The organism is Bradyrhizobium sp. T-12, assembly GCF_058314695.1.
Genome location: NZ_CM177756.1, coordinates 2023094 through 2045411 on the forward strand (window position 1 = coordinate 2023094; position 22318 = coordinate 2045411).

The window sequence follows — 22318 nt, forward strand, 5'->3', positions numbered from 1 at the left end:
AGTCAGGGGCCGACTTGTCCCGGCATGTTGCTCACGAAGCCCGGGCTACCCTGTGGCTGGATAGGTCCCGGTCCAAAGCGCCCGGCTCGGCCCTCGGAAGACGATGCGTCGATGACAGTGATAAACCTACGCGCTAACGGCAGGTTGGATAGCGACGAAATGAAATTCGGTAATTTCAAAATCATGACGTCGGCGCGCCATAAAGCTCGTAAAACCCGGGCGGTAGATGTCTTGCGCCGCAATGCAACAAGCGCTCAGCCGGAGTGATAACACCAATCTGACACCCGTCTTGACGAACAACCGCCGATTGTGCATGTTGATAACGCTTCCGGACGGAAGCTGAAAGAAGAACCCGAGACGGTTCTGGTAGTGGTGTCGCTGGATAGCGATGGCTTTGGCGGGATATTTTGCGATTTTTTTGCGCCCTGTTGAGCCGTCATATTGCGTGAGCCCGCGCTAGAATCGGTCTCTCCTTTTTGGAGAACCGAATGAACCCCGCTAAAGTTGTTATCCGTTTTGAGCAGGTATCCGAGCAAACGGAGGGACCTGTTCGCCGTATCGTGGGCTTTGTCAGGGCGAAGAATATGCTGCAACTATTTGATGCAGCAGACCTTGAAGCAAACCCTCGCGAAGCCAAAGCCGGTCCAGTCACCGCAGACATTATCGACAGCATTTGCGAAACGCCGGACACTTTTCCGTTCAAGACGAAGGGCGTCCTCGTCGGCGCTTCAAATTACGCCGCGCTCGAACGCAAGCGTTACGAGATCCGCTTCGAGAACACCAAGATTGAGGGAATCTTGGATGGCGGGCACAACATGCTTGCTATCGGAACCTTTGTTCTGGCACGGGCTCTCGGGGACGACCGGGTTTTCAAGAAGATCAAGCGTTGGACAGAATTGAAGGATGCCTGGGCCGCTAATCGTGCAGAGATTGCCGAGCTAAAACGGATTGCCGGCGAAGAATCGGCAGGTGGACCGCTTGATTTTCTTGTGCCTGTGGAAGTTCTTGTTCCTGCCGATATCACGAACAGCGAGACTGTGGACGAGTTCAATAGCTCTCTTCTCGATATTTGCGCGGCCCGCAACAACAACGTCGAGTTAACGCTGGAGACCAAGGCGAATAAGAAAGGGTTCTACGAGTATCTCCGTAAGTCACTACAGCCGCCGATTGCGAGGCGCGTCGAATGGAAAACAAACGACGGTGGCGAGGTCAAAGTGCGCGACCTCATAGCTCTCGCATGGATTCCTTTGTCGGTGATTGATTTGCCTGTGGAATTCAAGATCCCGCCGCAGAATCTTTATCGAAACAAAGGCGAGCTCGCCAAACACTTTGATACGCTGATGAGCGACGAGCGTGTCTCCAGCGCTGCGGAGGGCGACTATACACATGAGCTCCACAACAGCGCGGTGCATAGCGCCCTTGTCATCGCCGGCCAGCTCCCGGAGCTTTATGATAAGATCTATCGCGATTTTCCGGCGGCCTACAATGGTGATCGTGAAGGTCGCTTCGGCGGCCTTGCTGTAGTCAAGATGGCGGAACGAATGCGATCAAAGCCACGTACCCATTTCACGGATGTGGAAGTCGAGTATGCCTATCCGGATGGCTTGATAATGCCGCTGGTCTATGGCCTACGGGCACTCATGGAGAAGGACGCAAATGGACACGTCCGCTGGAAAGAGGATCCCTTCCGCTTCCTGGACGAGCATCTAGAATCCATTGTGAAAAAGTACCGCGTGATTCTCGACGCGTTCCGCGCTGATCCGCAAAAGGTTGGCAAGAACGAAGGATCGTACGACCTCGTCCTTGACGCTTTCGAGACAGAGGTTCTGAAGCGTCATGCCATGGCAGCTTCTGCTCAGGGAGCGCGGGTATGAGCGATGCACCGAAGGGACGTGATCTCTTTATCGTCGACAATAGTGTGTCGGGCTGGACTGCGCTACGTTATCTCGAAGAATGGACGGAAATAGCCAAGGGCTTCGACATTGCTACCGGCTATTTCGACATCGGCACCATTCTGGCGCTCGACGGAAAGTGGCAGTCGCTCAGCAAAATCCGAATACTTATGGGCGCCGACACAACGCATAGGACCCGAAAGGCCTTTTTGGATGCCGTGGTCAAGAAAGCTGTCGAGGAGCTAGACAAAAGCCTGGAAGCGACCAAAGATCCGAATCCATTTCTTCGAGGTGCGTCGGCAATCATCGCGGCGCTTCAGTCCCGGCAGATAGAATGTCGGGTTTACGATCGTGAGAAATTTCACGCGAAGACATACATCACGCATGCGAAGCTTGATGTGGTCGGTTCGCTAGCCTTGGTTGGCTCAAGCAATTTTACGATGCCGGGCTTGACCAAGAATATTGAACTGAATGTTCAAATTCAAAGCGCGCGTGAAGTCACCCAGCTCCAGGAATGGTTTGATGCTCATTGGAACGAAGCGGCTGACGTAACAGATCTCATTCTTGAGGCGATATCTCGTCACGTCCGGCTGTATTCACCGTTCGATGTTTACACGAAAGCCTTGCAGGAGTTCTTCCGCGGCCATGAATTGACCGCCACTGAGTGGGATGAGACCCGCTCAAAGATGTTTCCAAAAATCGATCGCTACCAGAAGGAGGCGTATTGGGCCTTAATGAAGATCGCGCGCCAACATTCCGGCGCGTTTCTTTGTGACGGCGTCGGCCTCGGCAAAACCTTTGTCGGCTTGATGTTGATCGAGCGCCTCGTCTTACACGAAGGAAAACGCGTTGTGCTCTTTGCGCCGAAAGCGGCAAAGGACGGCGTTTGGGAACCTCACTTGCGCGAATATCTCCCTCACATTGGCGGGGTAGGCGGCAACGCAGACTTCAGCAACTTGGCGGTGTTTAGCCACACGGATCTGGGGCGAAAGGGCGAATTCCCAGAGCGTTTCCGTCGAATTGCAGAACTGGCCGACGTTGTGATCATTGACGAAGCTCATCATTTCCGCAATCCGGGAAGCCGAGGAGGCGCGGACGGCACCGGCGTTCCATCCCGTTATTATCGGCTCTACGATCTACTGGACTCGACTGTGCGGCCGAAGACCCTTTTCATGTTAACGGCCACGCCGATCAATAATCGCATCAGCGATTTCCGGCATATGGCGGAGCTATTTACTCGCGGCAACGAGGCCTATTTCGCTCAAACGCTCGGCGTAAATAGTTTGCGATCGCATTTCAACAACATCGAGAAGCAACTACGAAAGACCGTGGGCCACGAAGTCGCTGATGTTTCAGGACACATCGCGGAGGTGCAGGATTTTCTCGCCGCCGACGAGATCTTCAAAAGTCTCGTTGTGCAGCGAAGTAGGGCTTATGCGCGCGAGAGCCAGATGCGCGAGACGGGCAATGCAGCCGTCTTTCCGGATCGAAAGGCTCCTCAGGTGGCCGAGTACTCCATCCGGAAGACCTATGGCCGCCTATTGGAGATGTTTGAAAAGGCATTTACCCGCACCAAGCCATTGTTCACTCTACCGATGTACTACCCACTCGCCTGGTACAAGGGCGCCGATAAGAGCATAGACCCCCTCGAAGAAGGGCGACAGGAACAGGTCGTTGGTCTTATCAGGACTAATTTTCTCAAGAGGTTCGAGAGTTCCGTCGCCGCATTCGAGCTGTCTTGCGATAGGCTTCTCCGGAAGCTGCTGGCATTCCTTGAAGTTCACAGCGAGACCGATTCAGAAAAGAGACGGTTGGAGCGGTGGAAATCCCAAAATGCAGAGCTCCTGGGTTACGCGGCGGCGCGGCAACTGGAGTTCTGGGAAGATGAGGACAGCGATCCTGATGACGACGTCGTGCCGCAGGAAATGCTCGACGCGGTCGAACACCTCAATCGAGAGGATTACAACGTCGCCGAAATGATGTCGGAGACGTTTCTAGACCTCGACCAGATTGTCCAGTTTATCGAGGAAGCTAGAAAGTTCGAAACACGGCATGATGACAAGTTGCAGAAGCTCATTCGTTTGCTGAAATCCAAGGATCTGGCAGACCAAAAAGTCCTAATTTTTACTGAGTTCGCCGATACCGCCCGCTATCTGAAGCGTCAGTTGGACAAGGCCGGTGTAGAGGGCGTCGCACAGGTTGACAGCGCGACGAAGGCAAATCGGGCCGATGTCATTCAGCGCTTTTCACCTTATTACAATGCTTACACCTCGAAAATGTTGGCGGACAGCGGTCGCGACGAAATTCGAGTGTTGATCTCAACCGATGTGCTTTCCGAAGGTTTGAACCTTCAAGATGCATCCCGGATGATCAACTACGATATTCATTGGAATCCGGTGAGGTTGATGCAGCGTATTGGGCGTGTTGACCGCCGAATGAATCCCGCGGTGGAAAAGCGTCTGATCAACGACCATCCGCAAGTTGCTGCATCACGCGGCAAGGTGAGCTTCTGGAATTTCCTGCCACCTGACGAATTGAATGCAATTCTGACGCTGTACACCAAGGTGACCCAGAAGACACTTTTGATTTCTAAGACTCTTGGGATCGAAGGAAAGAAGCTCCTGACGCCCGAAGATGACTACGAGGCTCTTAAAGAGTTCAATCACGCGTACGAGGGTACCAAAACCGCCGTAGAGGACATGCATCTCGAATATCAAGCGCTGCTTCTAGCGGATCCTGCGCTCCAAGATCGTCTCAGGGGATTACCTGGGGGCATATTTAGCGGAAGGCAGAGGCCGGCTAAAGGAATAGCCGGGGTGTTCTTCTGTTTTGCTCTGCCCGCTCTCGACAAGGAGACCGGAGAGTTCACGCACGAGGCGGGCACAACACGTTGGTATCTATACGACCTCAACCGGAACGCAATCTTGGAAGAGCCGGGCGACATCGCCACCAGCATTCGCTCCAAGCCGGATACCTCGCGGCAGTGCGAGATGGCCGAAAAGGCTCTGGTCGATCTCCGCGGCAGGATCGAGAAGCACATCAAGAACACGTACCTTAAGCGGGTAGACGCCCCCGTGGGTATAAAGCCGGCGCTCAAGTGCTGGATGGAAATCAACGAGGGCTGAGCCTGTGCCAACCGACCACCGGATTGAACTTGCCGCTATTAAGCGCTTCGACCAGCTTGTCCGCTATCTCCGGGATCCTATGGGCTGGCCAATCGACGGCGGCGATTTCGAGGAGCTGACTTTCGAGTACACACCGGAAGAACTCGGCATCGACACCAAGAGCGCAGCCAAAATCCAGGAAATCAAACGTCTGCGTCCGCTGTCTCCAAATCAACCTTGGGGCATATTTTTCGTCAAATTCGAGCCAAAGAATCTACCGGTTGTCGCGTTGCGTCGCATCCTCAGCGCCGTCGCGCTGAAGAAGCGTGCTTCCGCTAACAATGCCGAGCGCGCGGCGTGGGCAGCGGATGACTTGCTCTTTATCTCCAACTTTGGTGAGGGCAACGAGCGCCAGATCAGTTTTGCCCATTTCTCAACGGCTCGGGATGGTAATGATTTGCCGACTCTTAAGGTGTTGGGCTGGGACAACCTGGATACTGCGTTGCATCTCGATGCTGTTGCCAGGGAGCTAACGCAACACCTCGCTTGGCCTGACAACGATGCTGATGTCGATGCCTGGCGAAAAAATTGGCGGGCGGCATTTACCCTCGGTCACCGTGAAGTCGTCAGCACGTCGAAAGAGCTTTCGATCCGCTTGGCCGAGTTGGCCCGTGCCATCCGTGATCGTATTAATACTGCGCTTGCAATCGAGACCGAATTCGGTCCGCTTACCAAGTTGATGAAGGCGTTTCAGCAGGCGTTGGTTCACGATCTTGATGCTGACGGCTTCGCGGATATGTACGCCCAGACTATCGCCTACGGTCTCCTATCGGCCCGCATCGCGGACCCCAAGAAGAAGACCGCGGATGATTTCGCGGGCCACATGCGTACTAACCCATTTCTTCGCGAGTTGATGGAAACCTTTCTAAAGGTTGGCGGACGCCGCGGCAAAGCGGGGGGGCCGGGCATTGATTTCGACGAGCTAGGGGTGAGCGAAGTCGTAGAATTGCTCGACGACGCGAACATGGAAGCTGTCGTTCGCGACTTCGACGACCGAAATCCTCAAGAAGATCCTGTCATCCACTTCTATGAGTTATTCCTTAAGGAATACGACGCCGAGAAGCGAATGCAGCGCGGTGTTTTCTACACCCCCCGACCGGTGGTCTCGTACATCGTGCGTTCGGTAGATGAACTGCTGCGCACAGAGTTCGGTCTTCACGATGGTCTGGCCGACACCAGCACCTGGGGCGAAATGGCGAAACGCCACAAAGGTCTAACGATACCTCAAGGGGTTCCGCCCTCGCAGGCCTTCGTTCAAATCCTAGACCCCGCGACTGGCACGGGCACCTTCCTCGTAGAAATTGTCGACCTCATCCACAAAACGCTGATCGCCAAATGGAAGGCGCAGCGTTACGACGAAAAGGAGATTGAAACGCTTTGGAATGAGTACGTACCGAGGCATCTTTTGCCGCGGTTGCACGGCTACGAGCTGATGATGGCGCCTTATGCGATCACACATCTTAAGATCGGCATCAAACTCCACGAGACGGGATATCATTTCGGCAGTGAAGAGCGAGCGCGAGTCTACCTCACCAACGCACTCGAACCGGCGCACGATTTCTCGTCAAAGTTTGAGTTCATGATTCCGGCGCTTGCTCATGAGGCTCAAGCAGTCAGCCAGATCAAGAGCGCGCATCGGTTTACGGTGGTGATAGGAAATCCGCCGTATGCGGGCGTTTCATCGAATATGACTGAAGACGCGCAGCACCTCGTCGATGCATATAAACTTGTAGACGGTGAGGCGCTGAAAGAACGAAAACTCTGGCTGCAAGATGATTACGTCAAGTTTATTCGCAAGGCGCAGACGACTGTAGAAACCGCACACGTCGGTGTATTAGGTTACATCACTAATCATGGGTATTTGAGCAATCCGACTTTTCGCGGGATGAGGCAGAGCCTCATGGGCACGTTCCAATGTCTCCGCTTACTTGACTTGCATGGCAATACGACAAGAGCCGAGCGGCCTCCGGTAGGAGTAGGCGACGAGAACGTCTTTGACATCAAGCAGGGCGTTGCAATCTGCTTGGCAACACGAGGCGGTTCGGAATGTGGCGTTGAACACGCTGACTTGTGGGGGACGCGCGACGCTAAGTATTCGTGGTTGGCCAAGAGCTCGGTTGGCACAGTTAGCCATTCGCTGCTGGCGCCAGATTCTCCTTATTACTTCTTCGAAGCACTGAACATAGAGTTCCGAGAAGAATACAACACTGGCTGGCAAATTAATAATCTAATGCCGCTGAATTGTGCTGGCTTCATCACTGCGCGCGACCATTTTGTTGTTGATCTCGATAAGGCCGCCCTCCTTGCCCGCATCGCCGACTTTGCCGATTTGAGAAAGTCTGACGCTACAATTCGGGAAGAGTATTTTGAAGGCTGTGGCTCGGACAAGTATCCCGATGGTGACACACGCGGATGGAAAGTACCTAAAGCTCGCAAACAAGTTGCCAGTGACAAAAAATGGAAAGAACGCATTCGGGAATGTAGCTACCGCCCGTTCGATCAACGGTACGTCTATTGGGCCGATTGGATGATAGACTGGCCGCGGCCTGAGGTCTCCGGCCACATGTTAGGTGGAAGAAACGTAGCTTTTCACGTCTGTCGTCAATGCGTCGGTGAAGCGTGGTCACACGTACTCGTCGCTCGGGGGTTAATAGACGATTGCTACGTCTCGAACAAGTCACGGGAGCGTGGCTACATACATCCACTATACGTCTATGACGACGAAGAAGGCTTGGTGTTAGGCGTTGCAGGTGCGCCGAATTTCGCGCCTGCATTTCTCAGACAACTGGCAGCAACGCTGAATTTGCCGCAAGTTAAGCCGCACAATCTCCCGCGCGGCTTGAGTCCCGAAGATATTTTCAACTTCATCTATGCGATACTGTACAGTCCGACTTACCGAGTCCGCTACGCGCAGTTTTTAAAAGTTGAGTTTCCGCGTGTGCCTCTGGCCTCGAACCTTGCGCTGTTTGTCGAACTGGCCCGGCTGGGCGGCGAGCTCGTAGCTCTACATCTGATGGAATCCGCTAAGCTAGGCGAATCCGGGCCTGAATACGTTGGGTCGAAAGGCCTGGAGGTCGAGCGCGTCGGTTGGTCAAACGATACCGTCTGGCTCGATGCCGTCACGGCAAAGAGAGGTCAGCCGGCCACGGCCGGCACCACTGGCTTCCGCGGTGTGCCCGAGGCTGTTTGGAACTTCCAAATCGGCGGGTATCAAGTTTGTGAGAAGTGGCTCAAGGACCGTAAAGGCCGTATGCTCTCCAAGGCGGACATTGCTCACTACCAGAAGATTGTCGCGGCCCTCGCTGAGACTATCCGTTTGATGAAGGAGATCGACGAAGTCGTCGAAGCCCATGGCGGCTGGCCGGGCGCATTTGCGCAAGGATATGAAGCGACCCGTGGGATCGAAATGGAGACGGGGCTCGACGCAAGCAATTTAGTGCCACTCGCGCATCCGAGGTCCACGGCCGCCGCATATGGGATGGCCCTGCCGCGAGTGCTCAAAGCAGCCGAACCTGAAACGCAGTCCTACGAGACAGCCGCATCGACCGAGCTCGATGCTACACTCCCCAGTCCGGACGAGTTCGACCGGGAAGATTTGATTTGCCGTATTCGCCATCTGTTCGGCGACGGCCAGGAACGGGAGCGGGATGCGGCGATCGACGCGCTTGCCCGAGAGGTGGGTTACCAGCGCACGGGAACCCGGATTTACGGAGAACTCGACAACGTATTGCGAGCAGCAGTACGGCGGAGAATCATCGCAAGCGAGCGCGGCGTTCTTTGTCTATTCGCGCGGACGATCGAACAATACGACCGGGAGTTTCTGAAAGAGCAATTCTTAGCCTCCCTGAATGGCCGGCAGTGGACCGAACGTGAAGATGCCGTGCGCGCCTTCGCCCGGTGGATGGGATTCCGCCGGACCGGGCCTGCGATAGATGATACTGCACGTTCGCTGATCAATGGACTGCTGCGCGAAGATCGTTTGGAAAGCGACGGCTCACAGATCCGAAGATCCGGTTGAAATCCGTTAGGCAGAGGAACCTGACTGAGGTAGCCACGACCTCATGGGCTCGCGTTGCCGATGAAGCGGGCATTTCAGAAGAACGATAATTGACAAAGATGGGGTGGGGCTATGATTCAGGGTGCAAGGCAGTTGCCAACCATGCACGTTTCCGTTCGCGTGCCCTGGCATGACGGTCGATGGGCCGGAACGGTTTGTGCCAATCCTGGCGGCAACACGTCCTGTTTGATCCTTCCCCGAATTGCGGAAACTAAGGAAGATGAGTTCGAAATTGGGATCGCGGGAAAAGCGTGGAATACAGATGGGGTTGGTTTGCCGGCCTGCGCTGCGGAGCGGGGCGCCTTCATGTCTCCATTCGGGTATTCGCGTCGAGTCAAGCATCCATATAGCCACGATCCCCTCTACAAACACTTTGTAGGCAGTCAATTCCATCACCCAGCATATTCCGCGGCGGCGGTGCCGTTCGCATGGATGATGAAAGACCCTGACACCGGAATTCCTGCGAAGGCAGAAGCTTACAAGATCGGTTTCAAACCCGAATTGGAGCCGGATCTCGCCTTTGATAAGCTCTGGGTACAAGAGCGACGCAACCAGCTTGCAATGTTGGATACCTTCTTTGGAGCCATTACACCCGAAGAGTCGCTCGTCTTCTTTTACGCAAAACGCACTCCGCTGACTGAGGATCGCAGGCGGACAATTGTTGGCATCGGTCGCGTTCTCAAGGTCGATCCACCGGTCGAGTATGTTTATGAGAAAGATGCACCCTCTGGTGCTATGCGCTGCGTGTTGTGGGAGGGCAACCTGCATCACTCTATTCGTCCGACGATTGAGGACGGTTTTCTGTTGCCGTATCACGATCTGCTCGAACTTGCGGCAAAGGATCCTAGTATCGATCTAGCCAGCCTGGTGCTGCATGCTCCCGATGAGCATTGGGATGCTTTCTCGATGGGTACGGAGCACGTCACTCACGATCAAGCAATTACGGTGCTTCTCTCATGTGCTTCGCTGTTGGAAAGGCTTGCGAAATTGGTGCCGGGCAACTGGCACGTTGCGCGTGCCTGGGTTGATGCGCAACTAAACCGGCTCTGGCGACTTAGGGGGGCCTTTCCCGGTCTGGGCTCGTCACTGACAGCATTCGGCCTAACGCATGGGACGCTGATTGCACACGCCATTGGACAGCAGCTTCACGCGGACGGTTCCAAGGAAATCCGGGATCCCTGGCCGTTGGTCGGTAAGATCCTGCATGATCCAAAGTCGCTGCCTGCCGATCTCGCCTCCACTATCGGGCCAAGCGCGGCGAAATTGTGGGATAGCCTCAAGCCGGAACGGCGCGCGCTGTTGAAATTGCTGGCGCGGTTCGAGATTTCGTCCGATCAAGCGACGCGCTGGTTTGTGCCAGAAGAACGGGATCGTGCGGGTATTGTCGCATCAGATGCCGAAATCATCGCGAACCCGTTCCTTTGCTTTGAGGAAGATAGGGCGCGCATTGATCCTATCACGGTAAGAACCGTCGATCGCGGCCTTTTCCCGGACGCTACAGTTTCGGAAGCTCTGCCGATTCCCGAGCCGTCGCGTTGCTCGGAGGCGATCGACCCTCGCCGTGTCCGCGGGCTGTGTATGGCGACTTTGGACGAGGGGGCGGGGCAGGGGCATACCCTCCTGCCACAGTCGTGGCTCGTCCAGCGGGTACGCGATATGGAAGTCGCGCCTCAGTGCAACATCGGCGGAGATTGGATGGAGACCTTCGGTCCGGGTCTGCACAAGCGCTTGACGCCTGCGCTAATGGCGGACGGCGCGCCTGCCTGGCAACTCAAAGAATACGACCAAACCCGCGATCTAATCTCGGCCCGCGTAAAGCGGCGCCTCTCGGGCAAAATCCATAGTGGAGAGCACGACTGGCGTGCCTTGATCGATAGACAACTGCCGGCGTTTGTCGAAGCAACCGATCCCGAGACGGAGGAGCTCGCGCGGAACGAAAAAGCGACAGCTCTGGAGGAAATCTACCGATCAAGATTCTCGGTGTTGATCGGCCCCGCGGGAACCGGGAAGACTAGTCTTCTCTCCGCCTTGCTCTCCCTGCCGTCCATTGTCGAGGGTGGAGTCCTTTTGCTCGCGCCCACCGGTAAGGCACGAGTACAGATGCAGAAGCGCGCAAAGAACGCTCAGGCGTTCACGCTTGCACAGTTCTTGTTGGGTCTGGGTCGGTATAATCCGGAAACGGGCAGGTACATCGTCACCGAAGCCGCAAACCGAGAACGAGGCTACAAGACTGTGATCGTCGATGAGTCCTCGATGTTAACCGAAGATCAGCTCGCTGCAACATTTGACGCCATCGAGACCACGGCGGTCGAACGGTTGATTCTTGTGGGCGATCCCAGGCAGCTGCCTCCGATAGGAGCCGGGCGCCCGTTCGTAGATATTATCGCTTTTGTCGCGGCTAACGGCTCGCGTGAGACTGGAAAGGGGCCGCGAGGATATGCCGAACTAAAGATCGTCCGCCGCCAGACCGAGCAAGTTGACGCAAATACGCTAGGAGCTCGGGATGACATTATTCTTTCTCGTTGGTTTGGCAACGAAGCTCCAGATCCGGGCGCCGACGAATCGTGGGATCGCCTGGCTTCCGGCAAAGCTATCGGTATCCGCGCGATCCGATGGGAGGGCGACAATGATCTTCAGTCCAAATTGCTCGCGGAAATCAAAACGGCTGTTCGCACCATAGCACAAAACGAAGTCGCTGATGATGCCAATGACAGTGCATTCTTTGAAGTTAGTCTGGGAGGCCGGCCCTTCAACGACGTTGTCTATTTCAATGCTTCGAGAAGTGAAGTGGATGAAAAGGGAGTGGAGCGTCGCCGGGGTGGAGGCGCCGACGTTGAGTCCTGGCAAATTCTGTCGCCGATACGCGCAGGTGAGACTGGAGTTGACGGCCTAAACCGATGGCTACAGAAATCGTTTCGTCGGCAGTCTCGCGCCTGGGCTGAGCCGGAGAAGCCATGGGAGCGAAAAACCTGCAAACCTTTGGGAGCGCAGGGTATTCTGTACGGCGATAAGGTCATCAATATTTCAAATTCGCGACGTTACGACGTCTACCCTAAGTTGGATAAGGCCTATTTGGCCAACGGCGAAATTGGGCTAGTCGTAGGACAATTCAAAGGAAGAAATTGGAAGCCAAAAGGCTTGCCGTGGCAGATGGAGGTCGAATTCTCCTCTCAGCTCGGGTTTAAGTACGGATTCGGAGCCCGGGATTTTGGTGATGAGGGTGATGCACCTTTAGAGCTCGCTTATGCGCTAACCATCCACAAATCTCAGGGTAGCGAATTTGGGATCACCTTCGTGGTAGTTCCGAACCCCTGTCGTTTGCTATCGCGCGAATTACTCTACACCGCTCTGACGCGTCAACGAGAACGCGTGGTTATTCTGCATCAAGGCGACGTCCGTGATCTCCTGAAGTTGTCGTCCGCCGAGCATTCGGAAACATTCCGTCGAATCACAAATCTCTTCAGGAATCCGAAGCCCGTCGAATACATCGGTAAATTCCTCGAAGATGGCTTGATCCACCGCACTGCCAGGGGCGAGCTCGTGCGTTCAAAGTCAGAAGTGATAATAGCCAATCTGCTTCACGGGCTCGATATCGCATATACTTACGAACAACCTTTAGTCGGTCGCGATGGCAGCGTCCGATATCCAGACTTTACGATAGACGACGCGGAAACCGGCCAAAAGGTCTTTCTCGAACACCTCGGAATGATGACGGAGCCGGCATACCGTCGCCGCTGGCAGAGCAAACTCGGCTGGTATCGCGACCAGGGCGTTCTTCCTTCCGAAGAAGGTGGCGGCGAGTCAGGGATCCTTGTGACGACCACCGAAGAGCGTGGTATCGACTCAGCATTGATTCAACGCCAGTTGAAGAAGTTGCTTGCTATCTAAAATGAATCTGCGTCACGCGAGCCCGATCTCCATACTTCTCGCGGAGGTGTTGAGTGTATCTCTCTGTGCTTCTCATGAGTCGGGGCTGGAATGGACTTAACAGGTACCAAATTTAGATTCTCGGATGCGATTCGGGCGACGGTTGATCCGCAAACCCGCTCGGTAATGGATACGTTTGAGGGCCAGCAGACCTCACTGAAGTCGGCGATAGATCAACAAGCCGGTCATTTCTCTTTGTCGCAGGCCGAAGACATTCGCGAGACGCACAACAACTTTATTAAAGCCATTCTAGCGAGCACCGGCACCAAATATGTATCTCTATCGCTTTCGCTAGTGGAATCGGTCAACAAGTACGATTTCATCAGCTACGCGCTCGCCGCCAGATCAATCATCGAAATAGTTGCTACGTTTCGTTACTTTGTACGCCAAAAAATTGCACCTGTTGTGCATGAGATGGCTTCATCGCAGCATTACACCGCGGCACAGGTAAAGCAGCTGATTGAGCAAGAGAATGTTTATTTGCGGGGCACTCGCTTTGACTGGGTGAGCTTTTTTGATGGCGGATTTCGGCCTCTCAATGAGCGTTACGCAGAATGGCTTACCGAAAAGAAGAAAGACAAGAACGCAAAAAAATGGACGCCCGGGCGGCTCCCGCCAATCGAGCAAATCAACGTGACCACATGTCTGGAAAAATGGGCAGAAGCGGAGCCCGGGGTCGGGACGTTGTACGACTTGTTTTGCGATTTGGTCCACCCGAACATTGGGAGCGTCATGAGCACGATGGTTCATGTCGGTGACGAATTGCGGTTTAGGGTCAGAGATCCGTCGAGCGTTGGCTCGACGCTATTTCAGAAGAGCTTTGCGGCATTTCACGTGCTTACTTCTCGTGAGCTAACGGAGTTGATTGCGATATTATTGCATTTGGTTTTGCCCCTCGAAGCCGCGCCGGACAAAAGCCAATAGCCGCAGGACCTTCTGTGACCGGTTGAGGTTCAAAAGGCGGCGGGAACTGTGGGTCCGATCTTCGGGGGCGGTATGTTACAGGCCGACGAGATGATTCAGATCGACTTAGCGGCTAGTGTCCCTATCTTGGGCAACCACATGCGCTTTGGTTCGGAGCTCTATGCGATCGCTGATTGCTCGAACAACTTCAGCAACGCGTTGCGAAACCTGTCGCCGCATATGGCGCATACTTTCAACCAGTCGCCAATTTGGGAGGATTAGGGACCGGTGCTCTGATATTTCCCGGGCAGCCTCCAATGTCCGTTGTGCAGCCCGCGCAACGACGCCGAGATTAAGCGACCTTGCATCGCGCCGTAGCTTGATTTGGCCGCGGCTCATGAAATCAATTCGGTCGTCGACATAGTCGGCGACGTTGGCCTTTTCCGCGTACGATCTTGCTTCCGAGAACAGCCGTTCACAGATTGCAGTATGTGAGGGGGCGTTACGCAGATCGATTTGGCGTCGCTGGACGGCTGCCTCAAGGCGATCGCGTTCGACGACGACGCGAGCATCGATTCTGTGCCTGGTGAGACCGACGTAGACCTCTCGTGCATCGGTCGGTTTCGCAATGTAGACCACGGCCGCGGCCGACGTTCGCCCCTGGACCGAATAGGCGGTTCCTGCATAGGCCGACGAAATGCGAGGCGGGCCGGCCACGCGCCCTGTTTGCTCCCGGACCAACGATGTCCACGGCTCCTCGATCAACCGGCCATCCTCGAGGCGAATGGCCATCTTTAATTGATCATGATCAAGTCCAATGCGCTCGATCGTCCCGCGCGTGCCATTCCGAACGCGAAATTGGGGTAGGTTCTCGCCGAACCGAATGCGATCGCCTTGGGCAATCTCGATTAGACCAATCTTCTTGTCCCGGCCAACGGCAGGGAGCGAAAGATTCGGGCCCCGAAGGAGGCCGTCAGCACGCAACACGACGCGGGCCGCCTTATTGAGAATTGCCGCGTCGGAATTTCGCCGGGTAATGATCAGAACATCATCGCCATGCGTCGCGCGATACTCATTCCACACCTGGATTGCGCGGGCCTGCGCCTCTGCTTCACCTGAGACGAGTTCCAATCTATCATTCTTATTGTATGTACGCAGGCCGGCTTCCGGATCGCCCTTCGCCATTACCATCGAAGCCGCCCGCTGCCATGATACTTCTTGCCTGCGCACTTGCGAAAGAACTGCGCTACGCGCGACCACATCGGCGACCGCTCGCAGCGCGCTGCCACCTTGTACCGATTGAAGCTGCCGGCGATCTCCGAAACATACGACCTTCGCACGCGCCTCGCACGCCACCGTCAACACGGATTCGAGCTCACGCACGCCGGCCACTCCGATCTCGTCAATAACGATCAGAGTCGCGGCATCAATCGGGGAGCTTCGTTCGCGGACGTAGTCGTATCGCCATTTAGCAATTGCCAGCGCGTCAATACCACATGATTTCGAGAGTTCGTCCGCCGCAATCCAAGTAGGCGTCAGTCCTAGCACCTTGAGCCCGGAGCGATGCGCAGCTTCTACCAGCGCGCGGGTTAGAACCGTCTTTCCGGTGCCGGCAGGTGCTTCGCAGATGGTCACTCCATCGCGATTGGCTGCAACTCTTATGGCCTGTGCCTGTTCACCAGATAGGTGAGGCGCATTGGCGAGCGCTGCTTCAAGCGCGTCCGCTCGAAACCAATCATGCTCCTCGGAGCGATCGGCTGCTCGTAGCAGGCGCGCTTCAGCGGCTGCGATGGAGGGCGTCGTCCAGCATTCCGCCCTCTCGCCACCCGCGAGCCGTTGAAGAATCCCACGCTCCTCATATGACTGTAGTTCTGCCCAGACCTGATCTATGCCGACAGCGAGGAAGCTTGCCTCGACGAGGGCGCCATGCAGGAGCTCCTTGCGGCCGATCACGCTTTGATGCCCAAAGATCTTTGAGGCGGCAACCGCAACCGGACCTGTCCCTTCAATTTCCGGAGGATCAAAATCACGCTCGGCGACCACTTCTAACTCACGAGCTGGCACGAAGTCGCGAGCCGCCTTCCACGGATCGATGTCTATTGCGGCGAGTTCTCCTTTCCAGCGCTGCTCCAGAACATCGCCGACAGGGACCTCATCTTTTGAACCGCGCGTTGCCAGCGCGGCAAGTTCCTTCTGAGCACCGCTGGCGTGCCGCCCGATGCGCTCTTCGATCTGGTGGGATCGCTTCGAAAATGTCTCGATCATATCGTCCGGAATGCCGGCGATCTCGAATTGTTGGCGGCCGGCCGGGCGCAACGAGAGGCCGAGTTCCGCAAGACGCTTCGCCAGCGATGCCCTGAACGCCCCGCCTACGACGAGCTGGTTCTCGAATAACTTCTCCGGTTCAAGTGTGCGGTGCTTATTCCGATTGCCGGATTTATTCTGATCGTGACAGCCGGCAACGTTCATGAGAACGGCGTGCGTATGGAGATTCGGATCGCCCTCGCGCGAGGTAAAGTGGTCGAAGCGGCCGACGATGACATCTGCAGGCGCTTGGCGAACATATCCGCCCGGGCCCAATCTAACTTCCACGAGCCGTTCTTCCACCAAAAATCTGAGAGCGTCCTGCACCGCTGCACGATGCAATTCTTGCAGCATGGTACGCTGATTTTGGTCTCCGGCCATCCACAGTATGGACAGAGATTTCGGAGCCGAAAATGTTACGTCCCATCCCGCCCGGTGGCCTGATCCCGAACCACGTACGAGCGGTCTTCCCGTGCTAGGATCAATTCCCCCGCATAGATCCCGGAATGTTTCTTTATCGATCTCGGCACCGGTTCGGACAATGGTTTCGCCGGTCGACCACCAGGTGCCGCCTCCATCACGGACGTAGTATTCGTCGCGGCTTGCGGGCCTTGCCTCGCGATTGGGGTCGTTGACATAATAAAGCCCGGCGTCGCGACCGCCACCCAGCGCGTGAAGGGATGCGGTCATACCTTCGGAGGCGCGTACCGGCACAAGCTGGAGACGTCAACGTTGCTCCCGGCAGTTGCCTCGCCGACGAAGCTTGCTAATTCCAGCAGCCCCTGATCCACGGCTTCCAGCCGTTCGACAAGGGCAAGGTGTCGAATCGTGATATCCAGATGCTGAACAATGCACTCGACAATCAGGTCAGCCGAGGGAATCTTTGCGGCACGGGCAGCCTGCTCAAGCCGCTCAGCGAGCTTGTTGTCAATCTGGACCGTGTAGGAGCTCATGCGATCTCTCCAGATGCGCCGTCGGAAATGGCGTGGGCGGTGCCGCCGACGCTTTGGCCGTCGCACGCGACGGCCCGCGCATCAAGGCTCGCCTCCCACGGATTTCGTTCGTGGTTAGCCGGAAGCAACTTTAGTGCGTGTGGTGTGCAAATTAAAATAAATGGTCAGTAGCTGGTAAACTGACTGGTATCCACTAGTCCGACTAGTCCTCGCTAGGCCCTGCGCCGGCAGCCTATATGTGGCCTGCCATGCCCCTTGACCCCAAGAAGCTGCGAGAAGACGCCCGACGTCTCCAGAAGGCCCATCCGCCGACGAGAGTGGGCAAGGAGACGACCGGGACCACCTCGGCCATCAGAGCCGCTCTCCCCATCATTTATGACCTCCGAAAAGAGGGGGTCTCATGGCCTGTGATTGCTCAAGCGCTGGCCGGGCAGGGTGTCGTTCAGGGTAAGGACCGGATCCCTCTGACGACAAAGCGCCTTACGGCAATCGTCAGCCAGCTGGAAAGCCAGGAGCGAAAAAAAGCCACCCGGAGGGAGCGGGTCCGGCGCGACTCCGTCCAGGAGCCGGCGGAACGGCAACTCAGGCTCAGGCTGTCGCCGGACCTTATAGGTCCTCCGGTCGGCACGGAACCTCGCACGCAGTCCACCGAAGAGGAATTGCGTCGATCCGCTTTCGACAAGATCCAATCGTTACTGAAGAAGGAATAAAGGATGCCGCGGATTCTACTCGTCACGCAAGAAAAGGGCGGAGTCGGCAAAACCGTTTTCGCGCGAGCCTTGGCTGAAGCGATCGACGGCGCGCCTGTTATTGAAATCGATTCAAGCCCCCGTATGATCGAGCTTGGCGACCGTGTCACATTCTTCAAGATGCGAGCTGACCGCGCCGCTATCGAGAAGACGGGCGGCAAGGCGTCTCGCGCGGAATTTGACGGTGTGCTGGCCGCTCTAGAAGCTGCAACAATTCCTACGATCGTCGATGTCGGAGCGAACACGTCTCTTACATTCCTGAGCGTCATTTCTGAGATCGCGCCCGTCTTGTCCACCCATGGAGTCGAATTCGGCGTCTGTGCGATCGTTACAACTGAACACGCCGCCATGGCTGCCGCTTCATCGATCCTGACATCAACAAAGCCTTGGGCGAAGGCTCAGTTCCTGATCGAAAATCGATTGCATGAAGCCGTTGACGCAGAATGGATGAGAAAAGGCAGTGTCGGCACGAAAGTCACATCTTTCGATCAGCAGGTGCTTGAAAAAGGCGCCGACGAGATTCTGCAGGACGGAGGCTTGGCCAGCATCGTGCAACTCGATCCGGCGAAGCTGCGTGCAAAACATGGACTTGGCCCTGCCTTACGCATTCAGAAGGATCTTGAACGATTTCGGAAAGAGGCCATGGAGGCCGTGAGGCCTGCCGCAGAATGGCTGATTGGATGAGCGCCAACAATCAAGCACTGAGCAAAAAATACAAGTCTGCCGCCAAACGAGTAGGAGATGTTGAGCGGCAGCTCGAATTAGTAAGCAAACGCCGGTTGGCAGAACTATTGAAGCAGTCGAAGGCGCATCGGCTCAACGCGTTTGATGATGTTGATCTGCTTCCAAACGAAAAAAACGAACTTCGGAAGTCGATTTTGATCGACGGCCCCCGACCGAAGTGGCAGGCTCTAGGCTGGCGGCCTGCGGCTCTACTTCGTCGCCGGATGCTATCCGTCTCATACCTTCTGAGAGGGCTCTACGTCGCGGCTCTTGTCGTACCAGTAGGATACGTTTTCTACGCGGCATGGAGCAACACGGGCCAGCTTATCGTCACCTCAAGTCCAATGACCGTGGACTGGCGAATGCCAAACGGCGGAATTCTCAGGCGCACAGTGCCAGCCGGCGAAAGTCTTGTGCTATTGAAGCGCCACGATGGATCTTATGTCGTCCGGAAGTGGTATGCGCAAGAAGGGTACGCGACCGCCAAAGTCAACGTTGCAAATAATCGATAGAGGCGATCAGCCGCTCTTGCCGACGGGCGGCTGAAAATCGACGAGCGATGCAAAGCGCCGGTCGTCATGAGCAACCGTGCGCTTTAGCTTTACCCGGTCCGGGGTGTGCGACAGGCTGTTCAACAACACAATCTGATTCTTTTGTAGCAATTTGGGAAGATTAGAGGGGGGCACAAGCCGCAATGCTTCAGTCGTTTTCGTCTGAACCGGCTTGCCCGTCCGGGAGTCCGGCGTCGTTGTGACTTTGATTCCCGTGTACGTGCCAATCGCGTTCGACCAATATTCGTTCTCGTTTGGCAGAGATGCTGGAAGATTAAAGACATTGAGCATTTCTGCGGTGGCAATCATGGTATCGGCGCCGTTGACGCCGTATGTGTCGACGAGCTGCGATCGAGACTGCCAAAACGTCCAAATTGACAATCCGTAACCTGGCAATTCTCCTACGCCGTTTAAAATGGCGTCAAACCGGCCGAGAACAAAGGCCTCGTCGATGAACGCGATGATCCGTTCACTCGGTCGATTTTTACGCACAGACACAAATAGATCGGCGAGCAGCCAACGAACATAAGGCGCAAGAATCTTTTTTTCCTCCCCGGCTGGTAGTACGATGAAGAGGTCGACATTGCCGGCTGCAAGGTCCGCCAATTCGAATGTATGCGCTTGAACGACAGCTTGCATACGGCTGTCGCGTAACCACTGCGTGGATTGCTGTGCGGTCGACGTGATACTGTCGCGGGATTTCGGATCCATCTCAAGTATTGCGGCCGCAGCCTGTGATGAGTGATCCGTTGCGGTGCGGACCGCCTTCAGCATGTCGTCGGGGTTCATGAGAAGCAGGGCGGCTCCGACCGGATCGGCCTTTCCATTCCGCAGCGTTGCCAAAATTGCAGCAACGATCAGATCGCTTGCTCGGCTTTGGAAATAATTGTTGTCACTTGCCTCCTTAGCAGGAGGCAAAAGAGACAGGGCCATACTTTGAAGATAGAGGATGTTTGATGGATCTACGAGCAGAAGGGGGTTCCATCGGTCCGCGCCGCCGGCGAGATTGAGAGGATCAATACAGCGCACAATCCGTCCCATTGATTCGCGGCGGCGCTTCACGGCTCGGTAAGCATCGCCTTTTGGATCAATCACAACCGCTGGCCCTGCCCAAGCGTCAGGTTCCGGACATGTTAGGTTTGGAATAATGAAGCCGCCCGTCTTCCCCGTTCGAGGTGGCGCGATGGTGAGAAGATTTCCCTCCACCTGGATCCGTACGGCTTTGCCGGTGATGGGGTCGATTCCGACCTCTAACCCCTTATTCATTTTACTGACAGTTCTGTCCGACGCCCACCTGGCATCGCCATAGACTCCTGAGTGGTCGCGGAGCGAGGCAAGCTTGCCGCTGAGCAGAAGAAGCGAGGCAATGAAGGCTGTCACGCCCCAGATGGCATAGAACTGGACAACCCCGCCACCAGCGAACGCGGGCAACTGACCCCGCGCCATGTCCAGATATGTGCCGAAGATCATCGGAAAGTTGATAAAGCGATCGAAAAAATGAAGTGCCCAGGCGGCAGGCGAAACGCCAGCGAGTTCTGGCGGCCAGCTCACTGCAAGCCAACCATGCTGCGCAACAAAGGCGATGGGATAGCCGATCGTGAGCGCAAAACAAACAATGGTGAGTGTGAGCAATATTTTTGGATAAGTCAGATTCATATCAGTAAGACGCTTCTCGTTGACTGATCGCTACAAACCAGAAGAATTCTTACGATAGGGCGAAGAACTGAAGCGCTTTTTAAGTAACGCAAGCCATCGTTATTAGTAAGAGCGTGCTCTATGTCGCTCAGTGACGTGGAGTATTAGGAAGAAATGTCAGTCCTCACCCCGGAAGAGTTTAACAAACAAGAAGCTATGGCGATTGCGTTGGAGAACGCCCGCATTCTTCTTTTGCGAAGGATTAAGGCGCTCGCCCCCGCTGAGCGAGGACTTTCTCCGGACGAAGACGATTCCAGACGTCTGCAATTCGCAGACGATTTCCTTCGTGAGGTATGGAATGTTCGTGCACTCGGCCCTGTCCAACTAGGAAGAACCCCCGACGAGTGCGATGAGCTTCTTCCGAAGCTCCAAGCGGCTCTTGGACAAATTGATCAGCTTGTTCAGGATTGGCTCCAACGCCGATCAGCACGCCGTTGAATCTGCCGATACGATCAGCTCTTGTGCCGTGCTTCACAGAGGTGATACACAAAGACGTGCTGCTGGAAAAACCTTAACGATTTCAGTCGTTTCAGCGGGTTGGGTCGGGGGGTGAGTACCCTCCCGCCCCAGCCAGCATACAAGCTGTTGAGTTCGTTGGGTAAGCAGCTCCATTCCTGCCAAATTGTTCGGCGCGTTTGGAAACTGAGCTTCTAATGCCCGGTCCAGAATCGAACCAAGCGATGTCCTGCATCAAGCTGTAGTTCACCCAGCCGATGGCGCAGAGTTTGTCGCCGTGACGCTGCGGCCGTTGCGGGGGACGCGGCTCGTCGCCGTTACGCCGCTTTCCTGCGGGGCTTCGGCTTTGCTTTTTTGTCGAGCAAGACCCGCTCAGGCGCCGGGCGCGCGCCGGGACCAGGGTGGACATGAACTTCCTTGGCTGAAAGCGGCTCGCCGCATTCCGAGCACACCATCACGGGGTCGAACATCTTTCCGCACTTGCGGTGCTCATGCAGCAGGGGACGTCCGCGTTCGTCGACCATGTGGGTGTCGCCCCAATGCACGAGCGCCATCATGATCGGATAGAGGTCGAGGCCCTTTTGCGTCAGGATATACTCGTGGCGCTTGGGCGATTCCTGATAGGGAATGCGGCGCAGGACGCCCTGCCGGACCAGCTTCTTCAACCGCTCGGCGAGCAAGTGCCGTGTGATTCCAAGCGCCGACTGAAAACCCTCGAAGCGGCGCGTGCGCAGAAAGCATTCGCGGAGAATCAGGAGAGTCCAGCGGTCACCAATCACACCGATGGTACGAGCCATCGAACACGGCTCTTCCTCAAGTTCATCCCATTTCATTCTGCTCTCCGGTCGGCCGGCGCCTGTTCCGCTCGAATCAGGGGGAAGCGGCAGCGCCGCTCACACCATTCTAGATAGGTACTAAAGCGGATACAATACCCCCGCCGCTCG

12 protein-coding genes are annotated in these 22318 nt (G+C 55.7%); 8 read left to right on the forward strand and 4 right to left on the reverse strand.

Annotation, left to right across the window (positions count from 1 at the left end; all coding sequences use genetic code 11):
- Window positions 1-488 precede the first annotated feature (488 nt).
- The 5 genes from AC0WRY_RS09695 (at window position 489) to AC0WRY_RS09715 (ending at window position 13964) form a co-directional block, all read left to right on the forward strand.
- A complete protein-coding gene (locus tag AC0WRY_RS09695) occupies window positions 489-1874 on the forward strand; it encodes a hypothetical protein (RefSeq protein WP_491122988.1) in 1386 nt (461 codons plus the stop codon).
- Window positions 1871-5017 carry a helicase-related protein gene (locus AC0WRY_RS09700; RefSeq protein ID WP_491122989.1) on the forward strand — a complete coding sequence of 1049 codons (3147 nt, stop codon included), beginning with the start codon at window positions 1871-1873 and terminating at the stop codon, window positions 5015-5017. Before AC0WRY_RS09695 ends, AC0WRY_RS09700 begins: the two co-directional genes overlap by 4 nt.
- A 4-nt stretch (window positions 5018-5021) precedes the next feature.
- Window positions 5022-9074, forward strand: coding sequence for a type ISP restriction/modification enzyme (locus AC0WRY_RS09705; RefSeq protein WP_491122990.1), 4053 nt, complete (start codon window positions 5022-5024; stop codon window positions 9072-9074).
- Between the two features lie 111 nt (window positions 9075-9185).
- Window positions 9186-13001, forward strand: coding sequence for an AAA family ATPase (locus tag AC0WRY_RS09710; RefSeq protein WP_491122991.1), 3816 nt, complete (start codon window positions 9186-9188; stop codon window positions 12999-13001).
- A 90-nt stretch (window positions 13002-13091) separates the two neighbouring features.
- Entirely contained in the window at window positions 13092-13964 is an 873-nt protein-coding gene (locus AC0WRY_RS09715) for a hypothetical protein (protein WP_491122992.1), read from the forward strand.
- A gap of 105 nt (window positions 13965-14069) precedes the next feature.
- Here the strand turns inward: AC0WRY_RS09715 and mobF are convergent, their stop codons facing one another.
- Both mobF and AC0WRY_RS09725 read right to left on the reverse strand, forming a co-directional pair.
- A complete protein-coding gene (gene mobF, locus AC0WRY_RS09720; RefSeq protein ID WP_491122993.1) occupies window positions 14070-16937 on the reverse strand; it encodes a MobF family relaxase in 2868 nt (955 codons plus the stop codon).
- Window positions 16934-17200 carry a hypothetical protein gene (locus tag AC0WRY_RS09725; RefSeq protein ID WP_491122994.1) on the reverse strand — a complete coding sequence of 89 codons (267 nt, stop codon included), beginning with the start codon at window positions 17198-17200 and terminating at the stop codon, window positions 16934-16936. The genes mobF and AC0WRY_RS09725 overlap by 4 nt, the downstream gene beginning before the upstream one ends.
- Window positions 17201-17913: 713 nt before the next feature.
- Here AC0WRY_RS09725 and AC0WRY_RS09730 point away from each other — a divergent pair.
- The gene (locus tag AC0WRY_RS09730) at window positions 17914-18633 is read left to right on the forward strand and encodes a P-loop NTPase family protein (RefSeq protein ID WP_491122995.1); all 720 of its coding nucleotides are present in this window, start codon (window positions 17914-17916) and stop codon (window positions 18631-18633) included.
- Window positions 18618-19184 (forward strand): hypothetical protein, encoded by a 567-nt coding sequence (locus AC0WRY_RS09735; RefSeq protein WP_491122996.1) that lies wholly within the window; start codon window positions 18618-18620, stop codon window positions 19182-19184. The genes AC0WRY_RS09730 and AC0WRY_RS09735 overlap by 16 nt, the downstream gene beginning before the upstream one ends.
- A 6-nt stretch (window positions 19185-19190) precedes the next feature.
- Here the strand turns inward: AC0WRY_RS09735 and AC0WRY_RS09740 are convergent, their stop codons facing one another.
- Window positions 19191-20879, reverse strand: coding sequence for a type IV secretory system conjugative DNA transfer family protein (locus AC0WRY_RS09740; protein ID WP_491122997.1), 1689 nt, complete (start codon window positions 20877-20879; stop codon window positions 19191-19193).
- Between the two features lie 153 nt (window positions 20880-21032).
- Between AC0WRY_RS09740 and AC0WRY_RS09745 the strand changes: the two genes are divergently transcribed.
- Entirely contained in the window at window positions 21033-21356 is a 324-nt protein-coding gene (locus tag AC0WRY_RS09745; protein ID WP_491122998.1) for a hypothetical protein, read from the forward strand.
- Between the two features lie 335 nt (window positions 21357-21691).
- On the opposite strand, the gene AC0WRY_RS09750 is transcribed toward AC0WRY_RS09745, so the two are convergent.
- Window positions 21692-22207, reverse strand: a complete 516-nt coding sequence (locus AC0WRY_RS09750; RefSeq protein WP_194406779.1) for a winged helix-turn-helix transcriptional regulator — start codon at window positions 22205-22207, stop codon at window positions 21692-21694.
- Between the last annotated feature and the right edge of the window lie 111 nt (window positions 22208-22318).